Source organism: Bdellovibrio sp. ZFWA1, from assembly GCF_056175665.1.
The window spans coordinates 313,232-335,410 of sequence record NZ_JBJKJH010000001.1 but is presented as its reverse complement, the minus strand read 5'-3'; the positions used below and the strand labels follow the sequence as shown (position 1 = coordinate 335,410).

24 protein-coding genes are annotated in these 22,179 nt (G+C 43.1%); 6 read left to right on the top strand and 18 right to left on the bottom strand.

Annotated elements, in window-relative coordinates; genetic code table 11:
• Positions 1-16: 16 nt before the first annotated feature.
• Both AC04MN_RS01560 and AC04MN_RS01555 read right to left on the bottom strand, forming a co-directional pair.
• The gene (locus AC04MN_RS01560) at positions 17-1,204 is read right to left on the bottom strand and encodes an ISL3 family transposase (protein ID WP_475381257.1); all 1,188 of its coding nucleotides are present in this window, start codon (positions 1,202-1,204) and stop codon (positions 17-19) included.
• A gap of 143 nt (positions 1,205-1,347) precedes the next feature.
• Positions 1,348-1,800, bottom strand: coding sequence for a hypothetical protein (locus AC04MN_RS01555; RefSeq protein WP_475381429.1), 453 nt, complete (start codon positions 1,798-1,800; stop codon positions 1,348-1,350).
• A 338-nt stretch (positions 1,801-2,138) separates the two neighbouring features.
• On the opposite strand from AC04MN_RS01555, the gene AC04MN_RS01550 reads away from it, so the two are divergent.
• Together AC04MN_RS01550 and AC04MN_RS01545 are read left to right on the top strand one after the other, a co-directional pair.
• The gene (locus AC04MN_RS01550; protein ID WP_475381428.1) at positions 2,139-2,396 is read left to right on the top strand and encodes a hypothetical protein; all 258 of its coding nucleotides are present in this window, start codon (positions 2,139-2,141) and stop codon (positions 2,394-2,396) included.
• Between the two features lie 11 nt (positions 2,397-2,407).
• Positions 2,408-2,974, top strand: a complete 567-nt coding sequence (locus AC04MN_RS01545; RefSeq protein WP_475381427.1) for a hypothetical protein — start codon at positions 2,408-2,410, stop codon at positions 2,972-2,974.
• A gap of 85 nt (positions 2,975-3,059) precedes the next feature.
• On the opposite strand, the gene AC04MN_RS01540 is transcribed toward AC04MN_RS01545, so the two are convergent.
• The 5 genes from AC04MN_RS01540 to AC04MN_RS01520 are packed head-to-tail and all read right to left on the bottom strand — an operon-like array spanning position 3,060 to position 7,878.
• The gene (locus AC04MN_RS01540; protein ID WP_475381426.1) at positions 3,060-3,911 is read right to left on the bottom strand and encodes a YihY/virulence factor BrkB family protein; all 852 of its coding nucleotides are present in this window, start codon (positions 3,909-3,911) and stop codon (positions 3,060-3,062) included.
• Positions 3,862-4,761, bottom strand: coding sequence for an MBL fold metallo-hydrolase (locus tag AC04MN_RS01535; protein ID WP_475381425.1), 900 nt, complete (start codon positions 4,759-4,761; stop codon positions 3,862-3,864). The genes AC04MN_RS01540 and AC04MN_RS01535 overlap by 50 nt, the downstream gene beginning before the upstream one ends.
• Positions 4,762-4,764: 3 nt before the next feature.
• Positions 4,765-5,511 (bottom strand): lysophospholipid acyltransferase family protein, encoded by a 747-nt coding sequence (locus tag AC04MN_RS01530; RefSeq protein WP_475381424.1) that lies wholly within the window; start codon positions 5,509-5,511, stop codon positions 4,765-4,767.
• Between the two features lie 3 nt (positions 5,512-5,514).
• Complete coding sequence (locus tag AC04MN_RS01525) at positions 5,515-6,447, bottom strand: phosphatidate cytidylyltransferase (RefSeq protein ID WP_475381423.1); 933 nt, start codon at positions 6,445-6,447, stop codon at positions 5,515-5,517.
• Positions 6,448-6,486: 39 nt separating this feature from the next.
• Positions 6,487-7,878 carry a sigma-54-dependent transcriptional regulator gene (locus AC04MN_RS01520; RefSeq protein ID WP_475381422.1) on the bottom strand — a complete coding sequence of 464 codons (1,392 nt, stop codon included), beginning with the start codon at positions 7,876-7,878 and terminating at the stop codon, positions 6,487-6,489.
• Between the two features lie 119 nt (positions 7,879-7,997).
• On the opposite strand from AC04MN_RS01520, the gene AC04MN_RS01515 reads away from it, so the two are divergent.
• The 3 genes from AC04MN_RS01515 to AC04MN_RS01505 are packed head-to-tail and all read left to right on the top strand — an operon-like array spanning position 7,998 to position 11,301.
• A complete protein-coding gene (locus AC04MN_RS01515) occupies positions 7,998-9,077 on the top strand; it encodes an alpha/beta hydrolase (RefSeq protein WP_475381421.1) in 1,080 nt (359 codons plus the stop codon).
• A gap of 17 nt (positions 9,078-9,094) precedes the next feature.
• On the top strand, positions 9,095-10,306 hold the full coding sequence (gene serA / locus AC04MN_RS01510; RefSeq protein WP_475381420.1) for a phosphoglycerate dehydrogenase: 1,212 nt from the start codon (positions 9,095-9,097) through the stop codon (positions 10,304-10,306).
• Between the two features lie 29 nt (positions 10,307-10,335).
• Entirely contained in the window at positions 10,336-11,301 is a 966-nt protein-coding gene (locus tag AC04MN_RS01505) for an alpha/beta hydrolase (RefSeq protein WP_475381419.1), read from the top strand.
• Between the two features lie 13 nt (positions 11,302-11,314).
• Here AC04MN_RS01505 and AC04MN_RS01500 read toward each other — a convergent pair whose 3' ends face one another.
• From AC04MN_RS01500 to AC04MN_RS01480, 5 genes are all read right to left on the bottom strand, one after another.
• Entirely contained in the window at positions 11,315-12,970 is a 1,656-nt protein-coding gene (locus tag AC04MN_RS01500) for an AMP-binding protein (protein ID WP_475381418.1), read from the bottom strand.
• Positions 12,971-13,040: 70 nt separating this feature from the next.
• A complete protein-coding gene (locus AC04MN_RS01495; RefSeq protein ID WP_475381417.1) occupies positions 13,041-14,426 on the bottom strand; it encodes an FAD-binding oxidoreductase in 1,386 nt (461 codons plus the stop codon).
• Positions 14,427-14,480: 54 nt separating this feature from the next.
• Entirely contained in the window at positions 14,481-14,675 is a 195-nt protein-coding gene (locus AC04MN_RS01490) for a YgaP family membrane protein (protein ID WP_475381416.1), read from the bottom strand.
• A gap of 2 nt (positions 14,676-14,677) precedes the next feature.
• Complete coding sequence (grxD, locus tag AC04MN_RS01485; protein WP_475381415.1) at positions 14,678-14,986, bottom strand: Grx4 family monothiol glutaredoxin; 309 nt, start codon at positions 14,984-14,986, stop codon at positions 14,678-14,680.
• A 9-nt stretch (positions 14,987-14,995) separates the two neighbouring features.
• The gene (locus AC04MN_RS01480; RefSeq protein ID WP_475381414.1) at positions 14,996-15,223 is read right to left on the bottom strand and encodes a BolA/IbaG family iron-sulfur metabolism protein; all 228 of its coding nucleotides are present in this window, start codon (positions 15,221-15,223) and stop codon (positions 14,996-14,998) included.
• A gap of 61 nt (positions 15,224-15,284) precedes the next feature.
• Between AC04MN_RS01480 and AC04MN_RS01475 the strand changes: the two genes are divergently transcribed.
• On the top strand, positions 15,285-17,252 hold the full coding sequence (locus AC04MN_RS01475; RefSeq protein WP_475381413.1) for an LTA synthase family protein: 1,968 nt from the start codon (positions 15,285-15,287) through the stop codon (positions 17,250-17,252).
• Here AC04MN_RS01475 and AC04MN_RS01470 read toward each other — a convergent pair.
• From AC04MN_RS01470 to AC04MN_RS01445, 6 genes are all read right to left on the bottom strand, one after another.
• Positions 17,234-17,587, bottom strand: coding sequence for a helix-turn-helix transcriptional regulator (locus AC04MN_RS01470; RefSeq protein ID WP_475381412.1), 354 nt, complete (start codon positions 17,585-17,587; stop codon positions 17,234-17,236). The two genes, AC04MN_RS01475 and AC04MN_RS01470, sit on opposite strands and share 19 nt — an antisense overlap.
• Before the next feature lie 150 nt (positions 17,588-17,737).
• A complete protein-coding gene (locus tag AC04MN_RS01465; RefSeq protein WP_475381411.1) occupies positions 17,738-18,292 on the bottom strand; it encodes an outer membrane protein in 555 nt (184 codons plus the stop codon).
• Between the two features lies 1 nt (position 18,293).
• Positions 18,294-19,973, bottom strand: coding sequence for a hypothetical protein (locus AC04MN_RS01460; protein ID WP_475381410.1), 1,680 nt, complete (start codon positions 19,971-19,973; stop codon positions 18,294-18,296).
• Positions 19,970-20,665: an OmpA/MotB family protein gene (locus AC04MN_RS01455; RefSeq protein WP_475381409.1), complete on the bottom strand. Its 696-nt coding sequence runs from the start codon at positions 20,663-20,665 to the stop codon at positions 19,970-19,972. Before AC04MN_RS01455 ends, AC04MN_RS01460 begins: the two co-directional genes overlap by 4 nt.
• Positions 20,665-21,465 (bottom strand): MotA/TolQ/ExbB proton channel family protein, encoded by an 801-nt coding sequence (locus tag AC04MN_RS01450; RefSeq protein ID WP_475381408.1) that lies wholly within the window; start codon positions 21,463-21,465, stop codon positions 20,665-20,667. The genes AC04MN_RS01455 and AC04MN_RS01450 overlap by 1 nt, the downstream gene beginning before the upstream one ends.
• Entirely contained in the window at positions 21,462-22,064 is a 603-nt protein-coding gene (locus tag AC04MN_RS01445; RefSeq protein WP_475381407.1) for a tetratricopeptide repeat protein, read from the bottom strand. Before AC04MN_RS01445 ends, AC04MN_RS01450 begins: the two co-directional genes overlap by 4 nt.
• Positions 22,065-22,179 lie beyond the last annotated feature (115 nt).

Below are 22,179 nucleotides of genomic sequence, written 5' to 3'. Positions count from 1 at the left end.
TATCACTCAGCGCAATTCAATAAAAACAAGCATTTAAGGTTTTCAGTCGATAGTTTACAAAGTTTTTAAACCCTCTGGCCCGCTTCTGGAGGGCCTTTGCGTTCCCGTTAGTAGCCTCCGTAAATCCATTTGTCCAACGATTTTCAAAGTATCCAATTAAAGGTTCCAGCCACTTTCTGAGGGTTCTTCCGAGAGTATTGGCAGCTGACTGGCTTGAGTTTTTTAAGTCATTAATAAAGCACTCAAGATTTCTTCTCCCTTGGCGTCGGTTCCGACAATTATAAAACTGCCGCAGGCGTTCTTTGTACCAATACAACTCCTCAAGATCGGGGTGCTTGTGGAGGAACTTATCGAGATCTCTTTTTTCTGTATAATTTAAGTCTTCGCGATTTCTCAGGATTAGGCGACGTTGTTTTAGCTCCAACTTATTGCCGTTAATTTGTTTTCTCAACTTCATCATTGCAGGATTTAGAAGCCGGAGAGCATGAAATTTATCGGCTACAATTTTAGCGTTTGGGAAGAGTCTTCGCACAATGCTTAAATATCCGTTCGACAAATCTATCACTACCACTTTGACATTGTCTCGGCCTGGATAGTGTTCAACAGCTTCGAAAATTGATTTCGCATCTTTACCTTTGCACATCTCAAACAACCGACGCTTCTTTAGATCACAGAACACCGTTGCAAACTCTGCATAACCATTTCTACGAGTGAAAAAGTGTTCGTCGATGCCCAATATTTCCGGCCACTTCATTCCGTCGCGATCTTTGAGTTTCGCAGCCAGAGCCTCATAATGGACCTTATAGATAAATCCACTGGAGCAAGAGTGATGCGTTCGCACTAATTCTAGATTCACGTAGTTTTTGCAGTCTTTGGCTACGGCATTGCGAAAATGTCCCGTACTTCTTCGGCGTGGCCAAATACCTTTTACTGCCTCTGTAAAGGGCTTGCGGCAGTTCTTGCAATAGTACCGATGCTTTTCAATACGCAGCCATAATGGCCTTTCTCTAATTGGCGCATCGCGGACGACGCTGAATGCTTTTCCAGCTAAAGTATTCGATGGTGTAGCGCATTTGGGACAAACTTCGCAGGAAGCTCTTATTTTTTTAACCTCCCAAAGATATCCGTTGCGAAAACCTCTTGAAGACAAAAATTTTAGTTCCTCAGATAGCATTTGATCGGCTAAGTTGAAGTCCGTGGGCATGGTCTAGGCTCCTGAAAAAGATGTGTTGTGGTAAACAAATCTTATGAAGAATCCTGTTCCATGCCTATTCTTTTTGACTCAATGCTTTATACAGTGAAGTGTGAAGATCCGAGTGGCTCCTTTTTTGTATTATTGTCTTCTATTTATTTACAATCTAGGACAGCGTTTTCGAACCATAAAATCATTGGGCCGTTGTCGGACTCATTGCCTTGACCGCCACTTAAGCGCATTTTTCCCGGCTTTCCAGCCAAGATGTCTTTGCTCACAAATAGACAAGTCCCAGTATCGGTTGATGTCAGATCATCTGAGCCAACAAAGCGGGCTTCTAACTTCCGGTTGTATTTTTCATCTAAATTTCCGTCTTCGTCGTTAGAGGTGTCCGAGTCGTCGCGCACAACGACTTCGTTTATCGCGGAAGAGTCCGCGGTGGCATTAGCACTAACTTTAATGGTCTTTTGATCTTTTGAGACTTCGATTTTAAGGGTGCGACCGTATTCGTTTTGTTTAGCAGATTTTGATGTTTCCGTGCAAGTCATCGATCTTGCTTGAGCGAAGCTGCTAATAAGCATTGTCATGATCATAAATACTTTTTTCATAAACTCTTCCTTTAAATATTTTAAGCATGAGCCTAACTTCAGGGGGAGGCGAATATTCGTTAAGACTGATTTATTGTTTGTGCGAATATACCTCATTTACTGAAGTCCACGGTAAAAAACGGAACAGGTTGTATTTTATTATTTGAGCGTCCAAAGTTTGGACAAAATGGAGTTCCTGTGGCTTGAGTTTCTGTCTCCAGCGCAAATACGGCACACTAGAAAAGCAAATAGACAGCTGGTTTATAGTCAGAAGCATTTTATCGATATACGAGCTTTGGTACGGTTCTGGCAATCCCGAGGAACTGTTCCGAAATACCAACGTTAAACAAGGATCAATTATGAAAAATATGTTTTTGACTGCAGCCGTTCTTTTAGCTTCATCGTCATCTTTTGCTCAGAGCACTGAGTGCTCGCGACAATTGGATTCTATGTTGTACAGGCAATCTGAAATCAGTCGCCTTGAAACCTCAGCGTTGGTTAGGTCGATGAATGGTGAAATTGAAGTTGCGCAAGGTTTGAACCGTGAGGTCGCCCGGCAAAAAACTGAACTTGAACAACGTAAAGCGGCTTTTGTTTCTGATTGTTTGACTAAATAAGGAGACGCCTCGTGAAAAAGATTATTTCCATGACTCTAGTATTGGCTACTCTTAGCGGTCCTTTAGCTCAAGCTAGCGGTGAAAGTTCGATCGCTGAAAAAGTTCGTAAGACGGCTTTTGAAGTTCTTTATTTTGGTGGACCTGCGGCTTTTCTGGGTATTTTTGCAGAACCTTTCTTGGCTGCTAAAGATATGAAAATGATGAAGGCTCACCAGGACGACGCTAAATTCTTTCAGTTGAAAGTGATTGCGGTTGAGGGCAATGAATTTAGTATTTATGAAAAAGTAGAAGTGAAAATTGATAAAGATGATGTTGTCACTGTTAAGCGCATGGTGAAGAACGGTGATCTTTCGAGCATTCAAGATGTTGTGCTAGATACGAAGAATCAGACATCGATTGTTTTAGATAACAATGATGCGATGGGTGCGACGGTTAATGGTCGTATTTTAATCTCTGAGGATTTAGTTCAGTCTCATGCGGCCGCTCAAAGAGTATTCAGATCCAAGTCTGACTACACCGGAGCAAAGTTTAAAGAGAGCGTGAATGCATTAAACTTGAATGCGATGGCTTTAAATTAACTAAATAAGTTGATTTGGTTTTATAGATAGAAGATGCCTGTTGGGGCTCGTTGCAAAAGAGGAGTTAATAACTCCTCTTTTTTTGTTACAGGACTTCAGTGTTTTGCTCTTTTTCAAGCAGATGGCGTTTTTGGATACTGGCCGAGATTGCAACGCCTGCCAAAAGAATATTCCACATAGTTAGCATCCATATCAGCAGTAAAGGTACCGCCCCTAGGGCCCCGTAGATGCGATTGTAGTTGAAGACTTGAACCCCTAACCATTTAAAAGAAATTTGCGCAATCCATAGCCCCGTGCCGGCCAGTAAGGCGGCGGCAATCGCGGCTTTGTCTTTGACTCGAATGTCTGGAACGTATTTATACAAAGCATACAAGGAACCATAAAGGATTCCTGCATTCATAAACCAAGCAGGTATTAATCGTCGAGCAAAATTGAGTTGCTCTAAAGAGTCCAAGCCAACATAGACGGCTAACCCAAATGGTAAAAGTAAAATAAAAATCCAATAAGCAAATATGCGTTTGTAAAGAGGTCGGCGGTTTTTAAGGTTCCAAACTCTATGAATTCCTACTTCCATATCGTGAAGTAAGCGTAGTGAAGTAATAAATAAAACAATGGCTCCCGTGACGCCCATGCGGCCATCGCCAACATTGCGAATAATAATCCGGATCCATTTTGTCGCTTCAGAGCCCGCCGCTGTTTTAAAATGCATTAAAAGCATGCTTTCGACTTTTGGGTAAAAGACTTCAAGGTTTCCAATTGATTGAAAAGTGGCTAGGACAACAGCCAAAAAAGGGATCAAAGCGATCGCTGTCGAAAAGGACAACGAGGCGGCGACGAGTTGCAGTTCGCCGTCACGGATTTGCTTTTTTATGTCTATCGCTAGGACTTTAATTCGCTCCCAAGCTGAAGCGATCTTTAACTGAAAAGTCATTTCCATTTCTTTCTACTAAGGCACTGTCACAGTAGGGATCGTGCTCAAAGAAAAGATACCACGAATTATCGGCGGCTGGGCCTAAAAATTTTTGTTTTTCTTCCATCAAAAGAAGTGGGTTCAAATCGTAGCCCATCAGCCAGGGAAGACGAACATGGGAAGAGGTGGGGATAAGATCACCGCAGTACATAAGCTGAGTCTTGTTATCATTCACTATAACGATCTGCTGTCCCTGAGTGTGGCCATTCGAGACCCGTACGCTGATAAAAGGTAGAACTTCATCCTGATCGCCATCCAAGATTTTAAGTTTTTGACTTTGCAGCAGAGGTTGAATATTCGCAGGGAAGTAGGACGCTTTCTCTCTGAGATTGGGCTTTGAAGCCGTTTCTAGGTTTGCCTTTTGAACATAGTATTGTGCCTTACTGAAAGTAGGAACGATTTGGCCGTTCTGTTGGGTGGTGGCTCCGCCGGCATGATCAAAGTGCAAGTGAGTAAGAATAACGTGATGGATGTCGTCGAAGCCCAGGCCGTGGGCCGCTAAAGATTTTTTCAAAGAAGGGCCTGAATCATCGATATTGTACATTTCTTTGAATTTAAGGCCCAGTTTTTCGCCATACTTTAGAACAAAGTCGCCACCATTCCCTGTGTCGATTAAAATATTACATCCCGGGGACTTCAGCAGTAGGGCACGGGCTTCCATGGGAATCCGGTTCATTTCGTCGGGTGGATTGGATTTACTCCATAAAACTTTGGGCACTGTTCCGAACATGGCTCCGCCATCTAAGCCAAATATTCCAGTCGGGATGGGGCAAACCTCATAAGGACCAATTTTTAAATTTCGCTTTTGAATATTCATAAACTATCCTTTGCCTTCAGCTTTTTCATTGAATGCGGCCTCGGGGTTGATTTTTCGGACCCATGTTTTGTAAGCGGCATAGACCGTATCGATGGGAGCCGGCGGGTGCACGGGGCCCACATGTATGACTAGTTTACCAGGTTTTGCAAAAAATTGCCCCTTCGGCCACAGCTCGGCGTTGCCTTCTAGGTATAAAAATAAAATAGGCGTTTGAGTGCGTTCCGAAAAGATACTGACGCCTCTTTTGAAATCGTTGATCTTTCCATCCTTCGAACGTGTACCTTCAGGAAATAAAATGAGCCAAATGCTTGGAAGGTCGGTAAGAAGTTTTAAAATCAGATTGATCGCCTCGCCCTTGCGATCCTTTCGGTCGATGGGGATTGCGCCCAAGCAGTGCTGCGAAAAAAATGTAAACAGTGGATTGGTGAAAAAATAGTCTTTTGCTGCCGCGATATACAAACTCAGCCAGTACTTTCTTGGGATCGCGGCTGCTATCGATGTAGCATCAAGATGGCTGGCATGATTGCTAATTAAAAGCAGTCGAGGATAGTTTTTATAAATGCTATGCAGGTTTTCACCTTTAACTTGAAGACGAATGTAAAAACGGAAAACAATATCTTGCAGGAAAATAGACCATAAAAATCGAATAACCATGCTGGTCATGTCGATATGTCGCGTGAATAATGGCAGGTGCTTTAAATAAGTTGGTAGCTGAGTCCACTGCTTATTTTCGTAAGTCCAGTCTTTCATACCTTAGCCTAAAATCTTCATAACGTAATAGTAAATTGGCGCAACAAAAATCAGGCGATCCATGCGGTGAAGGATGTCTGAACGGCCAATAATAAAAGGTCCCACAATTTTAACTCCGGCGTCGCGACGGACGACCGTCATGACAAGATCACCGATCATGCCTCCAAGAGCTGCAACAATTCCTGCGGTCAGCCAATAGATTTCAGACTGGTCAGGAAGCGTAAAGCGCATTGCTCCGGCCAGGCACAAGGTTAGAAAAATGGAAAGGGCTGTGCTTCCCAAATTTCGTTTTGAGTTGATACCACTAAACAAGCGCATTCCTTTTACGTAGCGACTGATGGCGATGTTGGTATTATCACAGAATTCTGTGAGTACGATCAGATACAAGACTTGATAGACACCTTTTTCAAAACGCAAAATAAGACACAGGTGCATGAAAGACCACCCAAGGAAAATAAAAGCCAATTGAGTGATGGAGATATACTGAATCATGCGTTTGTACGAGTTGCGGATAAGAGGAATCAGGCAGCTGGTGGCTAGAACGATCATCGGCATCAAATTGTACAAATCTGTGCGGCCATACCAAGCACACAAAAACAGGCCAACAATCCCAGCGTAACATGTCATCACAAAGTAACTGCGATGAAACATTCCCATGATCTGAAAAAATATTTTTGCTCCCATGATAGCAAGAATCGACAGTACTAGCATAGGCCAAGGGTCCGGTGTTCCTAATAGGACAAGTAACACCGGAGCGGCAATGAGCCAGCTTTTAATGCTGGCCCATGCGGTAACGAAGTAATAGTTGCGGGTTCGAAAAAAGAATGTGATTGCGCCACCGATAAATATCAAACTGAGGACGATCATCACAGTTTGTTGGTAGATATGACTGTTCCATGCTGTAGGAATTGGAACGGGCAGTGGAATCAAATTCATTCAGGAAGCTCCTTATTAAAATCCATGGTATTCAAATTTTTATTCGTCGATATCTATGTTGTGATCCTTGATCTTTTTGTAAAGACTCGACCGTGAAATCTTAAGAAGTTGAGCCGCTTTTTCAATATCTTTGTGCTCATTAATGCACTCGCGAATAAGTTCTGCCTCGAAATTCGCTATAAGTTGATGCAGTCCGACTGAAATATCTTTGTTGACAGCCATTTTTTCAGACGCAGATGCTTTATTCGGCTGTGCCGGGGGATTAGAATTTAATTCGGGAAAGATCCACTTGCTAACATCCTCGTCTCGGATCAATGGCAAGGGACTTACCAAACTAAGTTGTTCGCAAACTCGTTTCAGTTCGCGAGTGTTTCCCGGCCACGAGTACTTTTTTAGCACCTCGTAAGCGTCCTCTGTGAACTGTTTGTTGCGGCGAGGTTTAACGTGCGACAAGAAATATCGAGCAAGTTCCGCAATATCATCTGTACGCTCGCGCAGAGGAGGAAGTTCGATCAGCTGTGAACAGAGTCGAAAATAGAGATCTTCGCGAAACTCACCAGCGGCGACCATCTCTTTTAAGGAACGATTGCTGGCGCTGATTATTCGAACTTGTACTTCGATGTTTTCTTTTCCTCCGACTCGACGAATTTCTTTGGATTCTAAAAAGCGCAAGAGTTTTGCTTGCTGAGTCAATGGAAGCGCCTCGATTTCATCTAGGAAAAGATCACCGCCAGAGGCCGCTTCGATAAGCCCGATTTTATTGGAATCGGCGCCAGTGAAAGCCCCTTTTACATGTCCGAACATTTCGCTTTCGAAAATATTTTCGGGCAGTGATGCCATATTGACGGCGATAAAAGGGCGCGGCCCTTCTTGATGATTCAGAGCTCGAGCGACGATTTCTTTCCCTGAGCCGGTTTCACCTTGAATTAGAATTGCCGAACTTTCGCCGCGAAGCTGGGCAATTCGGCGTTTAATTTTTTGTGACTCCAGTCCATCACCAATCCATGGAGACGCATTCGCTCCCGCGTTGTTGGTTTGAGATCTTAACTCCCAAAGCGCTTCGATTTTCTGAAGAGCCATGATGATCTCTTCCTCGATAAAAGGCTTTGGAAGAAATCGCTGAGCACCTACCTTAAGGCACTTTTCCATGAGGTCTCGACTTAGATCTCCTGAAATTGCGACAACTTCAGTGTTGGGGTGTCGCTGTAGAATCTTTTGAATGATTTTTGGGCCTTCGGCTTCGGTGTGCGCTGTAGGGGGGCGTAGATGCATGTCCACAAAGGCCGCATGGTAAAAACGATCGAAATGTAAAAGGTCGATGTTTTGGATGCTGTAGGCTCTCCAGTGTTTTGGAAGCAGTAGTTTTAATGAGTGGTGAATGATTGGGTCGTCGTCGATAATGAGTAGATTAAAAGCTCTATTTTCTGTCATAAAATGCTTTTTTCCTTTAATTTTTTACAATTAATCCCTGTTTCGGCATTGTGTCGGCGAACGCAGCTTGAAAAGCCCAAAGCCTTGTCGGTATAAAAACCAAAAGTTGGGAAGGTGTTATGGGTAGCTTCGCTTTGATCACAATGTCTAAAACGGTTCGACATCAAGTCAGTCTATTTTTGTTTACTTCAATTCTTATTGTAGGATCAAAAGGCTTCGCAGTTCAATGGGGCAATCCATTACAGAGCCAAAAGGGATATGTGGAATTGGCTGATGGTGTGCCTCATTATGTCGAGTACACGCCCGCAACTCAGGGGAAGCCTACCTTTATTTTAATAAATGGCTTAGTTTATGACATCGAGCGCTGGAATCCTGTCAGAAATGAGCTCGTAAAAAAAGGATTTGGCGTTTTTAATTATTACATTCGCGGGCAGTACTTGTCTTTGCGCGAAGAAAAAAATCGAAAAGGAGAGCCACTCTTTTTCAAAACGGGATTGACGACCAAGCAGTTGGCAGCAGAACTAACTCAGATCTTAGCGAAGATGGGACTTTCACAACAAAAGTTTCACGTTGTCGGTCTTTCTTTTGGTGCTGCTGTCGCTGCAGAATGGGCGACTCAAGAACCAAGCAGGGTAGAGCAACTTATATTTATGGCTCCAATGGTTTTGCCCCTGGATCGATACAATCCCCAGGGACAATGGCTTTATAATAACTTAGAATTGATCAAGCTTTGGTGGGGCCCATTCTTGGGACCTTCATTTTATGAGTACGCCTACAACTCGATTTACAAATCATATCTAAAACAAAGAATTGTTCCTGATCGAGTTCCTGATGTATTGAAAGATATGCCAGAGGTTCATCAAGAGGCCGTTTTTCATTTGGTTCGGGCCACCAGATACTTTGATCTTAGGCAGTATTCGTTCGCAAATATTTGTCGGGGTTGTGTTCATTTCTTATTGGCTCAAGAGGACAAAGAAGTTTTTCAAGATCAGTTAAAAGCTTTTGAAATGGTGTCTTCCCAGGCACGCGGTTCTTTAGTTTTTGTAGCTGAGGCCGAGCACGCGATACCGGATACCGCTCCAGAAGCGGGGGTTTACTTACTTGAACAGCTTTTTTATCAGAAAAAAGGCTTTCAAAGTCCTTTCGCGCCGGGGCAAAAGTACAAGCTTTCAAACGGTCGATTGAGTCCCTTGCCTTGACGATGTAAGCTTGGTCTATGGAAACACTTAATATTCTATTGACCGAAAATATTCATCCTGTCGCAAAGCAACGTCTTGAAGAAGAAGGTTTCAAAGTAGATTTGATTTCTCATGCTCCTTCAGAGGCCGAGTTCATTAGTCTACTGGGTAAATATCAAGTGCTGGGCATTCGCTCTAAAAGTGAAATTACTGAAAATATTCTGAAGGCCCATCCTCAACTAATGGCGATTGGATGCTTTTGCATCGGCACAAATCAAGTGGACCTGGCGTCGGCTCGAAAAGTGGGAGTTCCTGTTTTTAATGCTCCTCACTCGAACACTCGCTCTGTTGCGGAACTCGTTATTTCCGAGATGGTGGCCTTATCACGGCAGCTTGGGGATCGTAGTAGTATGGCTCATCGCGGAGAGTGGATGAAGTCTGCAGTGGGCTCGAAAGAAGTTCGTGGCAAGACCGTGGGGATCATTGGTTATGGTCATATCGGATCGCAAGTCAGTATTTTGGCTGAAGCGATGGGGATGAAAGTTTTATTCTTTGACGTGATTAAAAAGCTTCCTTTGGGAAATGCTCAAGCGGCGGCATCGTTGAATGAATTACTTGCGAACTCTGATTTTGTGACTTTGCATGTGCCTGAGACTCCTCAGACGATGAACATGATAACTTCAAAAGAGCTTTCTACGATGAAGAAGGGAGCTTATCTATTGAATCTTTCCCGAGGCACAGTTGTTGTCATCGAAGATTTAGTACAGTCATTGAAAAACGAACATCTGGCAGGTTGTGCAATCGATGTATTCCCTGTAGAGCCGTCCTCTAACAAAGATAAATTTGTGTCACCGTTACAGGGAATTTCAAATGTCATTTTGACTCCGCATATTGGTGGTAGCACGGAAGAGGCTCAGTACTCTATTGGAATTGAAGTCGCAGAAAGTTTCCGACGTTATTTAAAAATTGGATCCAGTTCTGGCGCTGTGAATTTTCCGAATGTAGACCTTCCAGTCAAACAGGGAACTTCGCGTATTCTAAATGTTCATCGCAACGAGCCCGGCGTCTTAGGGGAAGTGAATAGTATTATTTCAAAAGCTGGGGCGAATATTGAAGCTCAGTATCTTTCAACGGATAGTCAAATCGGTTATCTAGTTATGGATGTTCACTTTGGGAAAGAGCAGGCGGCGCAACTTTCAGCGGACATTCAAAAGCTATCGCGTTCTATTCGAACTCGAATGGTTTACTAGGTTGACTTTTTTGAGGGCCGGGAGGGGTCGTGAAAGTTAATAATTTATTTTTTATCACTGTCCTAGGTTTAATTGCTATTGGTAGCGGGGCATCCGCTGAAGAATGCGCCAATCAAATCAAAAGTGAATGGCAGCAGTCTAGTCGGGAGTTGCGGCAGCAGTATCGATCTATGGATCCCGAGCTCAAGTTCGAGTCGCAGAATTTTCCTAAGGTTTTTCTAGCCAAGCAAGGGGGTCATAAGGAAGCTGTCTATACTTTGCATGGTTTTATGGGATCTCCGGCCGAGATGCGATTTATTGCGAAAGGTGCATCGAATATCGATCTGGATGTTTTTAGTGATTTGATACTAGGTTTCGGGGCGTCGGCTTATATTGCAAATAAATATCACCGTGAACAATGGTATGCGTGGATGGAAGCTCGATTATTGAGGCTTGCCAATTGCTACCAAAAAATTCATCTTGTGGGATTTTCTACGGGTGGTTTGTTGATTCATCGCTTTTTGTATGAACACTCTGCCATTTCATCTAAGTTTTCTGTCGTACTTATTTCGCCCTTTTATGATCCTGATTCTGGATATTTGCGTTTGATCGGATCGAGTGTTGGAAATATCCCTGCGGGAATCCCTTTAAAGCCCGCCTATCAATTGAGCAAGCACCCCGATTTGAAGGCTCTGTTGTTGGAGCCGCGAAATTACCTGCAGGTGATTCCGTTGACCGCAGCCAATCAAGTTTTCGAGTTGGGTAAAGAACAAATGGAGCAGCAAAGGCGCAATCCATTTACAATTTGGTCAAAACTGAAATTGTTTTTATCAAATGGGGATCGAGTCCTTCGTGTCGATAGTAGCTTACAAATGGTAAAGAATTTTCGAGACAGTCAGGTGAAAATATATCCTGAGGGAGTTCCACATCATATTATGGTGCGCTCGGTGAGCCCCGTGGCCAAAGAGATGACCGAAGAGATCATCGAATTTATAAAAAAAGAAAGAGGCCACTAGGGCCTCTTTCTTTTTATCCTCTTAATTCGCGGCGCAGAATTTTTCCGACATTTGTTTTTGGTAGGCTCTCACGGAATTCTACCAACTTGGGAACTTTGTACCCAGTTAGATTTTGTCTGCAGTGACGTATGATTTCTTCAGCGGTCAGGCTGGAGTCTTTCTTGACGATAAATACCTTTACGATTTCTCCAGACACAGCATCGGGGACTCCGATAGCTGCAGCTTCGAAAACTCCGGGATGAAGTGCCAGGACATCTTCAATTTCATTTGGATATACGTTAAATCCAGAAACAAGGATCATATCTTTTTTGCGATCCACTAATTTGACATAGCCTTCTGGGGTCATGTATCCGATGTCGCCGGTCTTGAAGTAACCGTCTTTTGTGAAAACCAAAGCTGTTTCATCGGGTCTTTGCCAATAGCCTCTCATGACTTGTGGACCTTTAATGCAAACCTCGCCCGTTTCCATAAAAGGCAAATTGTTTTCTTGATCGTCTTTGATTGCGACTTCGGTTGATGAAATCGGAAGACCAATGAAGCTGTTGTAGTCCTGGCTATGCGCAGGGTTAATACAAGCTGCTGGGCTTGTTTCAGTGAGGCCATAAGCTTCAATCAAAGGGCATGAAGTCACTTGCTTCCAGCGCTCAGCAACTGCTTTTTGTACGGCCATACCGCCGCCTAATGAAATTTTCAGTCGAGAAAAATCGCACTGTGAAAAATCTGGGTGATTCAATAGCGCATTAAAAAGTGTATTGACGCCAGTGAATGCAGTGAACTTCCATTTTTTTAACTCCTTAACGAAAGCCGGAATATCTTTAGGATTGGTAATCAGGATATTATTAGCCCCTAAATAGAAGTAGCAAAAGGCGTTCGCAGTCAAAGAGAAGATATGGTAAAGAGGAAGCGCCGTAATAATAATTTCTTCTCCGCGAGTTGCGTGATTCTTCACCCACTCGCGAGCTTGTACCATATTTGATAGAATATTCGCGTGCGTAAGAACGGCGCCCTTTGAAACCCCAGTGGTTCCACCAGTGTATTGAAGAAAAGCGATATCGTCACGTTGGACTGACGCTTTTTGAAATGGACCATGCTCTTTGTTAAGAACAGAAGTGAACCAAATAGCATCTGGAATATTCCAAGCAGGCGTCATTTTTTTCACGTTGCGTATGACAAAATTCAAAAGTTGTTTTTTAGGGAAGCCCAGCATGTCACCGATTTGAGTGACTAAGACATGTTTGATAGAGGTTTGGGCGCGGACCTTTTCAAGAAGATGAGCCGCATTTTCGAAAATAATAATGGCCTTAGCGCCAGAGTCTTTTAATTGATGTTCAAGTTCCCGAGCTGTATAAAGAGGGTTGACGTTAACAACTGTTAAGCCAGCACGCAGAATGCCATAAAGAGCGATCGGGTATTGCAAGGTGTTCGGTGACATGATTGCGACAGCATCGCCTTTTTTTAGTTGGCAGTGATGAGTCAGGTAAGTTGCAAAGCGACGACTTAATACGTCGACTTCAGAGTAACTTAAGGATTTTCCAAAGTTAGTGAAAGCGGGCTTTGCAGCATATCGCTGAAAGCTTTCCTCTAAAATATCTGCCAACGAGTGGTACGGATCTAAATTGATCTCTGCGGGAACTCCGGGTTCGTAAGATCTTAACCAAACTTTTTCCATGTGGCCTCCTTGAAATGACTCTTTCAAGTAAGCCTTATAAAATTCGAGCTTTCAACAAATTTAGAGTTATTTATAGCACTTTGCCTGGGTTCATTATCTGGTCCGGGTCAAAGACTTGCTTGATACCTTTCATTAATGAAATCTCTGCGTTTGAGCGCGTGAAATGTAGGAATGGTTTTTTAGTTAGACCTACTCCATGTTCGGCGCTGATGCTGCCTTTTTGCTTTTGAATGGAGGCAAAAACAAGTTCATCGACTTTACGACATTCTTTTACGAACTCTTCTTTGGTCATTCCTGAAGGGCGTAATATGTTGATATGCAAATTTCCGTCGCCAATGTGACCAAACCAAACGACTTCCCAGCTTGGATAGGCCTGACTTAGTACCTGATCAAGATCTTGCATCAAAGCGGGAACTTTTGAAATTGCGACGGAAATATCATTTTTATAGGGACTGTGTTTAGAAAGGCTTTCGCTAATGTCCTCGCGATAGCGCCAAAAAGTTTTTGCCTGTTGTTCCGACGAGCTGATGACTCCGTCTAAAACCCAGCCTTCTTCCATGCATTTTTCAAAAACTTGTAACAACTCGGCCTCGTCGTTGTCGGAAGGGCATTCGACTTCTGCCACGACATAGAACGGAGTTTCGGTGCCTAGAGGGGCCGCCAAACCCGTAGAATGCAATACATGCTTTAAGGCTTTATCCGAGAACATTTCAAAGGCTACAAGTTTGGATTGCGACTTTTTAAATGCTGCAAATACTTTCATGACCGATGAAAGGGCATCGATGCCTAAAACTAAAACTTTCAACGGAGGTGGTGGTGGAGCCAGCTTAATAAGGCATTCGGTGATAAAACCCAAGGTGCCCTCAGAGCCAATGAAAAGATGGCGCAAATCGTACCCAGTGGCATTTTTAACTAGGCCGTTGTTAAGTTCCAAAATTTCACCAGCGCCTGTTACAACTTTTAAGCCAACAACCCAATCACGTGTGAGACCGTAACGCACCACTTTGATGCCACCCGCATTGGTTGCGATGTTGCCGCCGATCTGAGAAGAGCCTCGTGCTGCAAAGTCTACAGGATAATATAACCCATTTTGTTTGGCGAATTCTTGAAGAGCCTCCGTAATCATGCCGGCTTCGACTAAGACAGTTTGGTCAATATCGTTGAATTGCAGCACTTTATTCATTTGTTCGAACGAAACAACGACTTCGCCGTTAAGTGCACAGGCAGCTCCAGAAAGACCCGTACGACCTCCCGAAGGAACCAGGCCTATTTTATTTTTACGAGCCCATAAAACTAGCTTCTGAACTTCCTCGGTGGTTCTTGGGAATACAATAGCGCTGGCTTTGATATCGAAATAAGTCGTCCAGTCTTTGCCGTAATATTTGAGTGATTCTTCGTCCGTTTTAATTTGATCAGCTGGGATTAGAGATTTCAGATTTTGCAGAGCCTCGGTCACTTAAAACCACCTTGTTTTTAGTTCCTCGTTCCCAAAGGGCATATCGGGCAGCCCTTATTTTTTTTGAGGAATTCGCAGAGTCTTTATTTTAAAAAAAGCATACATCGGACAGAAGCCCCATGCTGCTGTTAGGATGAAAACAAGACCTAAGTAAGTCCAGCCGGGACCGCCTGCTATAGCAAAGGCCAAAAGGCCGACGCCAATAATAAAACGAATCATGCGGTCCCACAGGGCTAGATTGCACTTCATAGTTAAGCTTTGATGGCGTCCTGAAGCTCGCCAGATTGGTACATTTCCATCATGATATCAGAGCCACCGATAAGCTGCTTGTTGACGTACAGCTGGGGAATTGTTGGCCAGTTGCCGAAGTCTTTGATGCCTTGGCGAATTTCCTCGTCCTCAAGAACGTTGACGTCGAAAAAATCTACGCCCATGTCTTGAAGAATCGCACATGCTCGAGCTGAAAAGCCGCACATAGGAAACTGCTGAGTGCCTTTCATAAAAAGTACGATTTTGTGTTGGTTTAAAATATCTTCGATTCTTTGTTTAACATTCGACATGCGTGATCCTTATTTTACTTTTGTGCGAATTGAAAGTGCATGAACCTCGCCTGTTTTTAATTCAGGTCCAAAGGCAGCCATGACGTGTTGGTGTTGTTGAATGCGAGTCAGGCCCTTAAAGGCTTCCGACTCGACAGAGACCTCCCAGTGGTCTGAAGTGCCCGTAAGGTCGATCACTTCGATATTGGCATCCGGGTAAGTAGTTTTTAAGCGTTCCATCATTTGTTCGTAGTTCATAAGAGGGCACCTTAGCAGAGGCGCCTTGCCGGATCAAGCGCCTTGGGCTTAAGATGCCGGTATGAATCCATTAAGCGGTAGATTAAAGAAATTTTTCCTATTATTTGGGCTTACAGTTTTGCTTTACACGGTAGCTCGGGTAGAGTTTTTGGTTTGGAACTACGGTCAGTTCAAAAATAGAGCTATTTCCGAGATTTTCTGGGCATTTTTTGTCGGGGTGCGTTTTGATTTGTCGGCCGTCGCTTATTTGAGTTTGGTTCCACTTTTGGCAAGCTTTGTTCCCTGGCATAAATTGAAAATCACACTGCAGCGGCAAAATTTTTTCCAATGGCTTTTATATGTTAGCATTCAAGTACCGTTGGTTATTTTGTCTTTGGTTGACACGGCCTATGTTGATTTTGTGGGGCGTCGATTTACCTGGGACACATTGTTTTTGTGGGGCGAGGTTCAAGGTAAGCTCTGGAGTTTTTTAGCGCCTTTTTTAGGCTTATTCATCGTGAACTCAGTGTTGGTTGTTTTCTATATGTGGCTGGCGTGGAAAATCATTGCTCCCAAGAATTATTCACTCGATTTATCGCCAGAAGTTGAATCTATCTTGTTGCCGCGTCCTTTTTACAAGGTCGTATTGGTCGGAGCCGTTCAGATACTTGGAGCTTTGATTTTTGTGGTGTTGGCGGCGCGGGGAGGCTTTCAAAAAAAGCCGATCAGCTTTGTGCATGCAAATGTTTTTGATGTCCCAGTATTAAATAACCTAGTGCTTAATTCAACGTTTACAGTTTTAAAAAGCTACGGAGAACCAGCTTTGGGAAAGGAAAAATACTTTTCTTCAGAGGCGGATCTCATTCAACATCTGAATGGTGGAAGCTCCGAAAGAAGTGTTTGGTCTGTTGCAGATAAAAATATTCCTATTAAAAATGTGGTAGTCATTATGCTCGAGAGCTTCGGTACCGAGTACACTGCTGTTGGGGGAGTTCCAAGCTACACGCCGTTTTTGGACGAGCTTAGTAAAAATTCTTTATTTTTTCCAAATGCGTGGGCTAATGGACGCCGCTCGATCGAAGGAGTGGCGGCGGTGATGGCTGGAATCCCGGCATTAATGAGCGAGCCATTTATATCAAGTCAATTTGCTTCCAATTATTTTTTAGGACTTGGTACTTTGCTGGGACAAAATGGATTTGAAACGGCATTTTTCCATGGCGGGAATAATGGCACTATGTATTTTGATTCATTTATGAAAAGTGCAGGCGTTGAAAAATACTTTGGAGCCAATGAGTATCCTCGTAAAGAGGACCACGATGGTGTTTGGGGGATTTGGGACGAACCTTTTTTGAGTTGGTCTATCGATCAGATGAATGAGTTCAGGTCTCCATTTTTTGCATCTATCTTTACATTGAGTTCTCATCAGCCTTTTCAAGTGCCGAAGATGTACGTCAAAGATTTTCCAGAAGGGCCGATTCCAATCTTGAAGGCTGTTCGTTATGCTGATTTTTCATTGCGCAAGTTTTTTGAAAAAGCCGAAAAGCAGACCTGGTTCAATGAAACACTTTTTATTATAACTGCAGATCATGCGTCGATGCATTTTCGACCCGCTTACGAGAGCGAGGCTGGCAATTATAAAATTCCTCTTCTATTTTATCAAAATGGCCGCGTGTGGCCATCAGTGGATTTGCAACAACCCGTTTCTCAGGTCGACATTCTTCCCACTTTGATGGAAGTGTTAGATATCTCTGAACCAATGAAGAATCTTTTGGGACGAAGTGTTTTTGTTCCAGGGGAGAGAGCCACGGTCAACTTTATTGATGGGCGATATATTATTACAACCTCAAAGGACTGGATGGTGTGGAGTCCGATTGCAGGTACCGAACTTAATAAAAATCCTAAGCTATATCTGATTAGTGATATTGCTGGAAAAAATCCGCTATCTGATGCGGATCGAATTCAGTACCTACAGACGAAGATCAAAGCCCACATTCAATATTTTTCCAGAGGAATGTGGGACAATCGTCTTTACTATCGGGCGGGTAATTGAGGGATTGGCTGCAAGAGTTGTTCGATGAAGTGAGCGGCCAACTCGTGACGTCCAGCAAGTCCTGCTTTTGAATAGATAGCTAATGCTTGCAAACGCACTGTACTTTCACTTGTAGATCGAGAGTTTGCGATTTCGCGCAAAGAGTATCCCTTAATAAGCATGAAGGCGATTTCGCGCTCGGAGTTCGTCAAATGCCATACTTTAAACTGTTCGTCGACCACTGTTGTAAGGGGCTTGAAGTGGCCACAGCTAAGACATTCATTCGAGATCGCTTTAATAGTTTTTTGAGCTTCAGGTTGAGAATTTAAAGTTCGCTCGGAGTTTTGGTTTTCCATATCAATTCGCCTTTGTTGGAGTCAGAATCATATGGGCTTAATGTAACAAAAGAACTAAAAAGCAAACATGATGCATATCATGTTTGCTATACAATTTTGCCGGAGTTTTAGTCTGTAGTAGCTTAAGGTATTGAAACTATTGATTAAAGCTCAGAAACCAAAAGACAGCCCACCAAGGATATTGATCTCTTTGGCCGAGGCCTGATTTGGGCCCGTCAGATTCATATACCTGAACTCGGCCTTCAGAGAGAGTCTTTCTTTGAGAAGATACTCGGTCCCCCCCCCAAAGCTGAATCCCGCATAGGAGGCCTGGGTCGACTGGTACTGTCGTTGATGAAATCCGCCTCCAATAAAAGGCTTCCAATGTTCGGAGGTAGAAAAAGTTAAATCAGACGTGGAAAAGCTTTCTCCGTTGGTGCTAGTTAAGGGGAAGTAGTAAAGTCCAAGATCTGGGCCGAATGCCATGTCACCTGAAACGATTTTACTTACTGATAGAGAATAACCCACAGCAAACTCTAGGTTGGGAGCAAAGGCTTGCCGATACAAAAGTTGATATGTTCCAAGATTTGAAATTTTACCACTTGTTCTGCTGGTCTTTGCTGTCACGTTGAACCAGCCGAAGCTAATATCTAATTTGCTATAGGCTGACCCCATTGATCCAAAAAGCAAAGATACAATAAAAATAGCCAGTTTAAGGTCTTTCATTTTACGCAGCCTTTGCGGGCTCAGAGACTGTCTGCGAACTCTGAGTTTCTAACGCTTCAAGATGGAAAAAATGATAGGCTTTTGCAACACGTTCTCTGGCATCTCCAATTCTTTGAGGAGTTGGAGGATTTTGATCAAATTGTCTAAGCAGCTCGTAACATCTTATTTTCTGTCTTTCAGACATCAATGATTCGATCTTCTTTCTATCTGTTTTTGGTATATTATAGAAAGAAAGGGCCCAATCCTCCGGGCGGACGCTTGCATGCAGTTTTGCAATAATGTCCTCTGATGCCTCGAAGACCGGAAAGAACGGAGCACGTAATTTAAACAAGTCATCTTTAGCAACTTGATAGATCTCTTTTTCAACTAAAGGGTCTGCTGTTTTTACGTATGTTAGCAAGTCCTTTTCGTTTCTAAATTTTTCAATCTGATTAAAATCACGTAGTGGCGATGCCTTTTTCGCTTTTAATATCAGGTCTGCAGTTTCCGATTCAGTGAGCATTTTGGGTACATGATGAGGATTTAATAGCACGCCCCAAGCTCCCGGAAAGATACTGCGGGCAATCCCAACAGAAATTGATCTAGGAAGGTATCCTAAGATGTTGAAAGCCTTTTCTTGGTCCATATTTTTAAAGAAATCGGCGGACTTTTCGTTCAAGCGCCAAACTAGAATGAGTAATTCTTGCCAGTCAGTTCTATCGATAGCTCTTTGTACGCGAGCGCACTTTTGCAGCACTTCTAGACAAGAGTTGTTGACCTCGCCAGGTTCAGCAAGGGCTTGTAGCCACTTTTCACCTTTAGAGTAACCAAAAAGTTTTTTGCGTACTTCCCAAGGGAATTCTGCTAACAAGGCGCCGAAAGACGCTGTGTTTTCAAGACTAAATTTTTCAAAGATAATGAGATCTTCCAAGAGTGGAAATGTGCCACGACCATCTATGACACGAATAGCTGTCTGAATCGAATCACGAGTTTTAATGGGATCATTAAAACGAATATCCCCAGCAACAGAGTTTGAGTTGTTTTGTGGGCGCTCTGCGGGCTCCAACGGAGTCGAAGGCATTGGCATAGGCGCCGAACTTGCTTTTTGGCCTTCGTTTAGACCCGAGGCAATAGCACTAGATAGTTTACGACTGTTTAACCACGAGATAAGTCCCATACCAAGCATTGATAAGAACCATAAAGCTAAACCAATTCCTAGATAGGACCAAAGCGAAGTGGTCTGGTCTAAATTCGTCCATGCTCGCTTTTGAATTTCTACGGTGTCACGCGCTTCTAGTAATGAAAGGTTTTTCACCACAGTAGTTTTTAACTCAGCGATTTCGTCGTCTGTTAATGTTGAGGGAACCGATAGTTTTACGTGAATGCGGCGAACACGGTTCAGTAAATAAGAATTAGAAGCCTCTGGATCATCCCATTCGTCGGCCAATTCCTCGTCGCTGACTTCGTAATAGGGAAGACGATCTTGAACGCCGCCGGCTTTTTTATCTCGCATTAAGGGGTCGATACTTACGGACGCAAGGAAGGGTTTGTTAGGAAATCTTCCTTTAAGTACTTCTAGCGTTTCAGAGGAAAGCGTTTTTTCAAGTTCGACGACTCGGGGATGGCGATTTTCAGCGAATGCAATTTGCAACCCCAAGAGTGTCAGTAGAAGTATTGAGATATTGAGAATTCTATTTCTCATGTTTCCTCCGGTTTGATCACGAGTACTACTTTTCTAGATAATTCTAATTGTTTTTCACTTTTATTTATTTCAGCTAAATGCTCGGATGTAGTTTTCATTTCGCCAAATCCCGCGACTTCCATTTGAGCAAGTGGAAGCCCTTCCTTTTGCAATGTTCTCATTGCCGAAATCGCCCTAAGAGCGCTGAGTTCTAGGTTGTCTTTAAAGCGCCGTCCGGCTTTTTGTTGGACTTTTCGAGAGTCTGTAAAGGCTTGAATGCTGATTTTATACTGTCCAGCATAGGGAAGATATTTCTTCATAAACATTCGCAGGGATTGAGCCCCTTGAGGTGTCAATACAATGTCGCCGGAGTTAAAAAATGATACTTCTGGAAATTCAACTAATAGGCGATCGCCATATTCATGAACTTTGCCGTTGAGCTGTTTGACGATTTTTGTGTCGAGTTTCAATTTATCACCAGAGTTTGATTTTTTTTCAATGTTAGCTGGAAGTCTTTGAAGCTCGTTAACTAGGGCTAGATTCAGAGTTTTTCTTTTCTCTACTTTTTCATCATTGGGGTCTAGTGAAAAGAACACGATAAAGAATGTAAGTAGAAGAGTCACCATGTCACCATAGCTGACGGCCCAAGTTCCTTCAGTATCTTCGTGAAGGCTTTCTGAGTTAGAATGATGAGCACGTAGTTGGCGTTTCATCAGGCTGCTCCCTCGGTTGACGAGGTTTCGTTTCCGCCACCAAAAGATTGGAATAGCGGAATTTGATCTTCAGGAAGTACGTGAGAGTTAAGAAGTTCTTGTGACTCTAAGGGGCTTGCGGAGTCTGCATAAAGACCTACGGCTTCAAATGCTAACATTGCTTTAGCTTCTTCGCTGGTCGCTTCACTAAGAATATTTTCACCAGCAGGGTTGACCAAAAGATTCGAGACTATAAGTCCATACATTGTCGCAACAAGAGCAAGAGCCATTTCGAAGGCCGTTTGTTTGGCATTCATTCCATTTGATACCCCCTTCATGACGTTTACTAGTCCAAGAACGGTACCCATCAAACCGAATGCTGGGGGATATTTAGCAAGGTTTCTAAATCCTGAAACCACTTTTCTTTGACGATTCATGTAATTATGAATTCGCTCACTTAAGATTTTTTCAACTTTGTCTTTTGAAAGCCCTAAATTTAAAAGCTCAATTCCTTCCGACAAAATTGTCTGCCAAAGCTCGTTTTTTTGATTGGGAGTTTCGCCACTAATTGCAGATTTATAACAAGTACGTACTAACTCAGACTGCGAAACTGTTTTTGTGTAAAATAGGCTCTTCAAAGATTTTGAGATGTCTTTTTTAAACTCCCAAGGAAGAATCATCATTCCAACGGATGATGTGCCCCCGAAAACAATCAATAGTGCAACCAGATCATAGTAAGACTTTACACTTTGATTTAGGTGAACAATCGCGCTGGAAAAGAAGATAGCGGCAAAGACAAGGGCAAAAGGGAAAATTCTCATTGGTCCTCCTTCTTCATGGCTTGAAGGCGTTCAATCATGATTCGGGTGTCGTTATTTTTTGGATTTAAGGATTCCGCTTGTCGGTAAGAGGACAAGGCGCGGTTGTATTCCCTTCTAAGATAGTAGACATTTCCTAAAAGCTCATGAAAAGTTGCCACTGATGGATACAATGTGGTGTAAGATAGAAGATTTTGTTCTGCTCTATCGAAATCTTTAATTCTAATTAGATGCTGAGTTAGGGCAGTGGCACTGGCTACCTTGTCAAGTTGGTCGCCAGACTGAGACAATTTTGACATGTCTCCTTTAAGACGGACAGCGATCGATGTGTTCCGATTTAAAGTTGAGTGAGGAACTAAAATATGCTCGTTTAAGTATCCATCACGAGAAATGGTTATTTGGAACGGCTCAACGCCTGTCGCTAATTTTGACTCTTCGATACTGAGGGGAGTCTGGCCTATTTTAATTGCTGGGCGATTGGCCTGGCTTATATATACCTCTGCACCAGCGGGCTCACTTTCAACTTTCAGGATTGAACTGGCGCAGCCGATGCTCGCGATTGAAAATAGGATGACTGAAAAGCTTTGTAAAAAATTTTTCATATGAGCCTTTCTGTTTCTCAATAAAACTTTCATATCTTTAATCGGATCTTTATCGGTAAATTTTGACAGCTTTTTGTTTAAGTTTTTAAAAACTGATACTTTGTCGAGTCCAGCC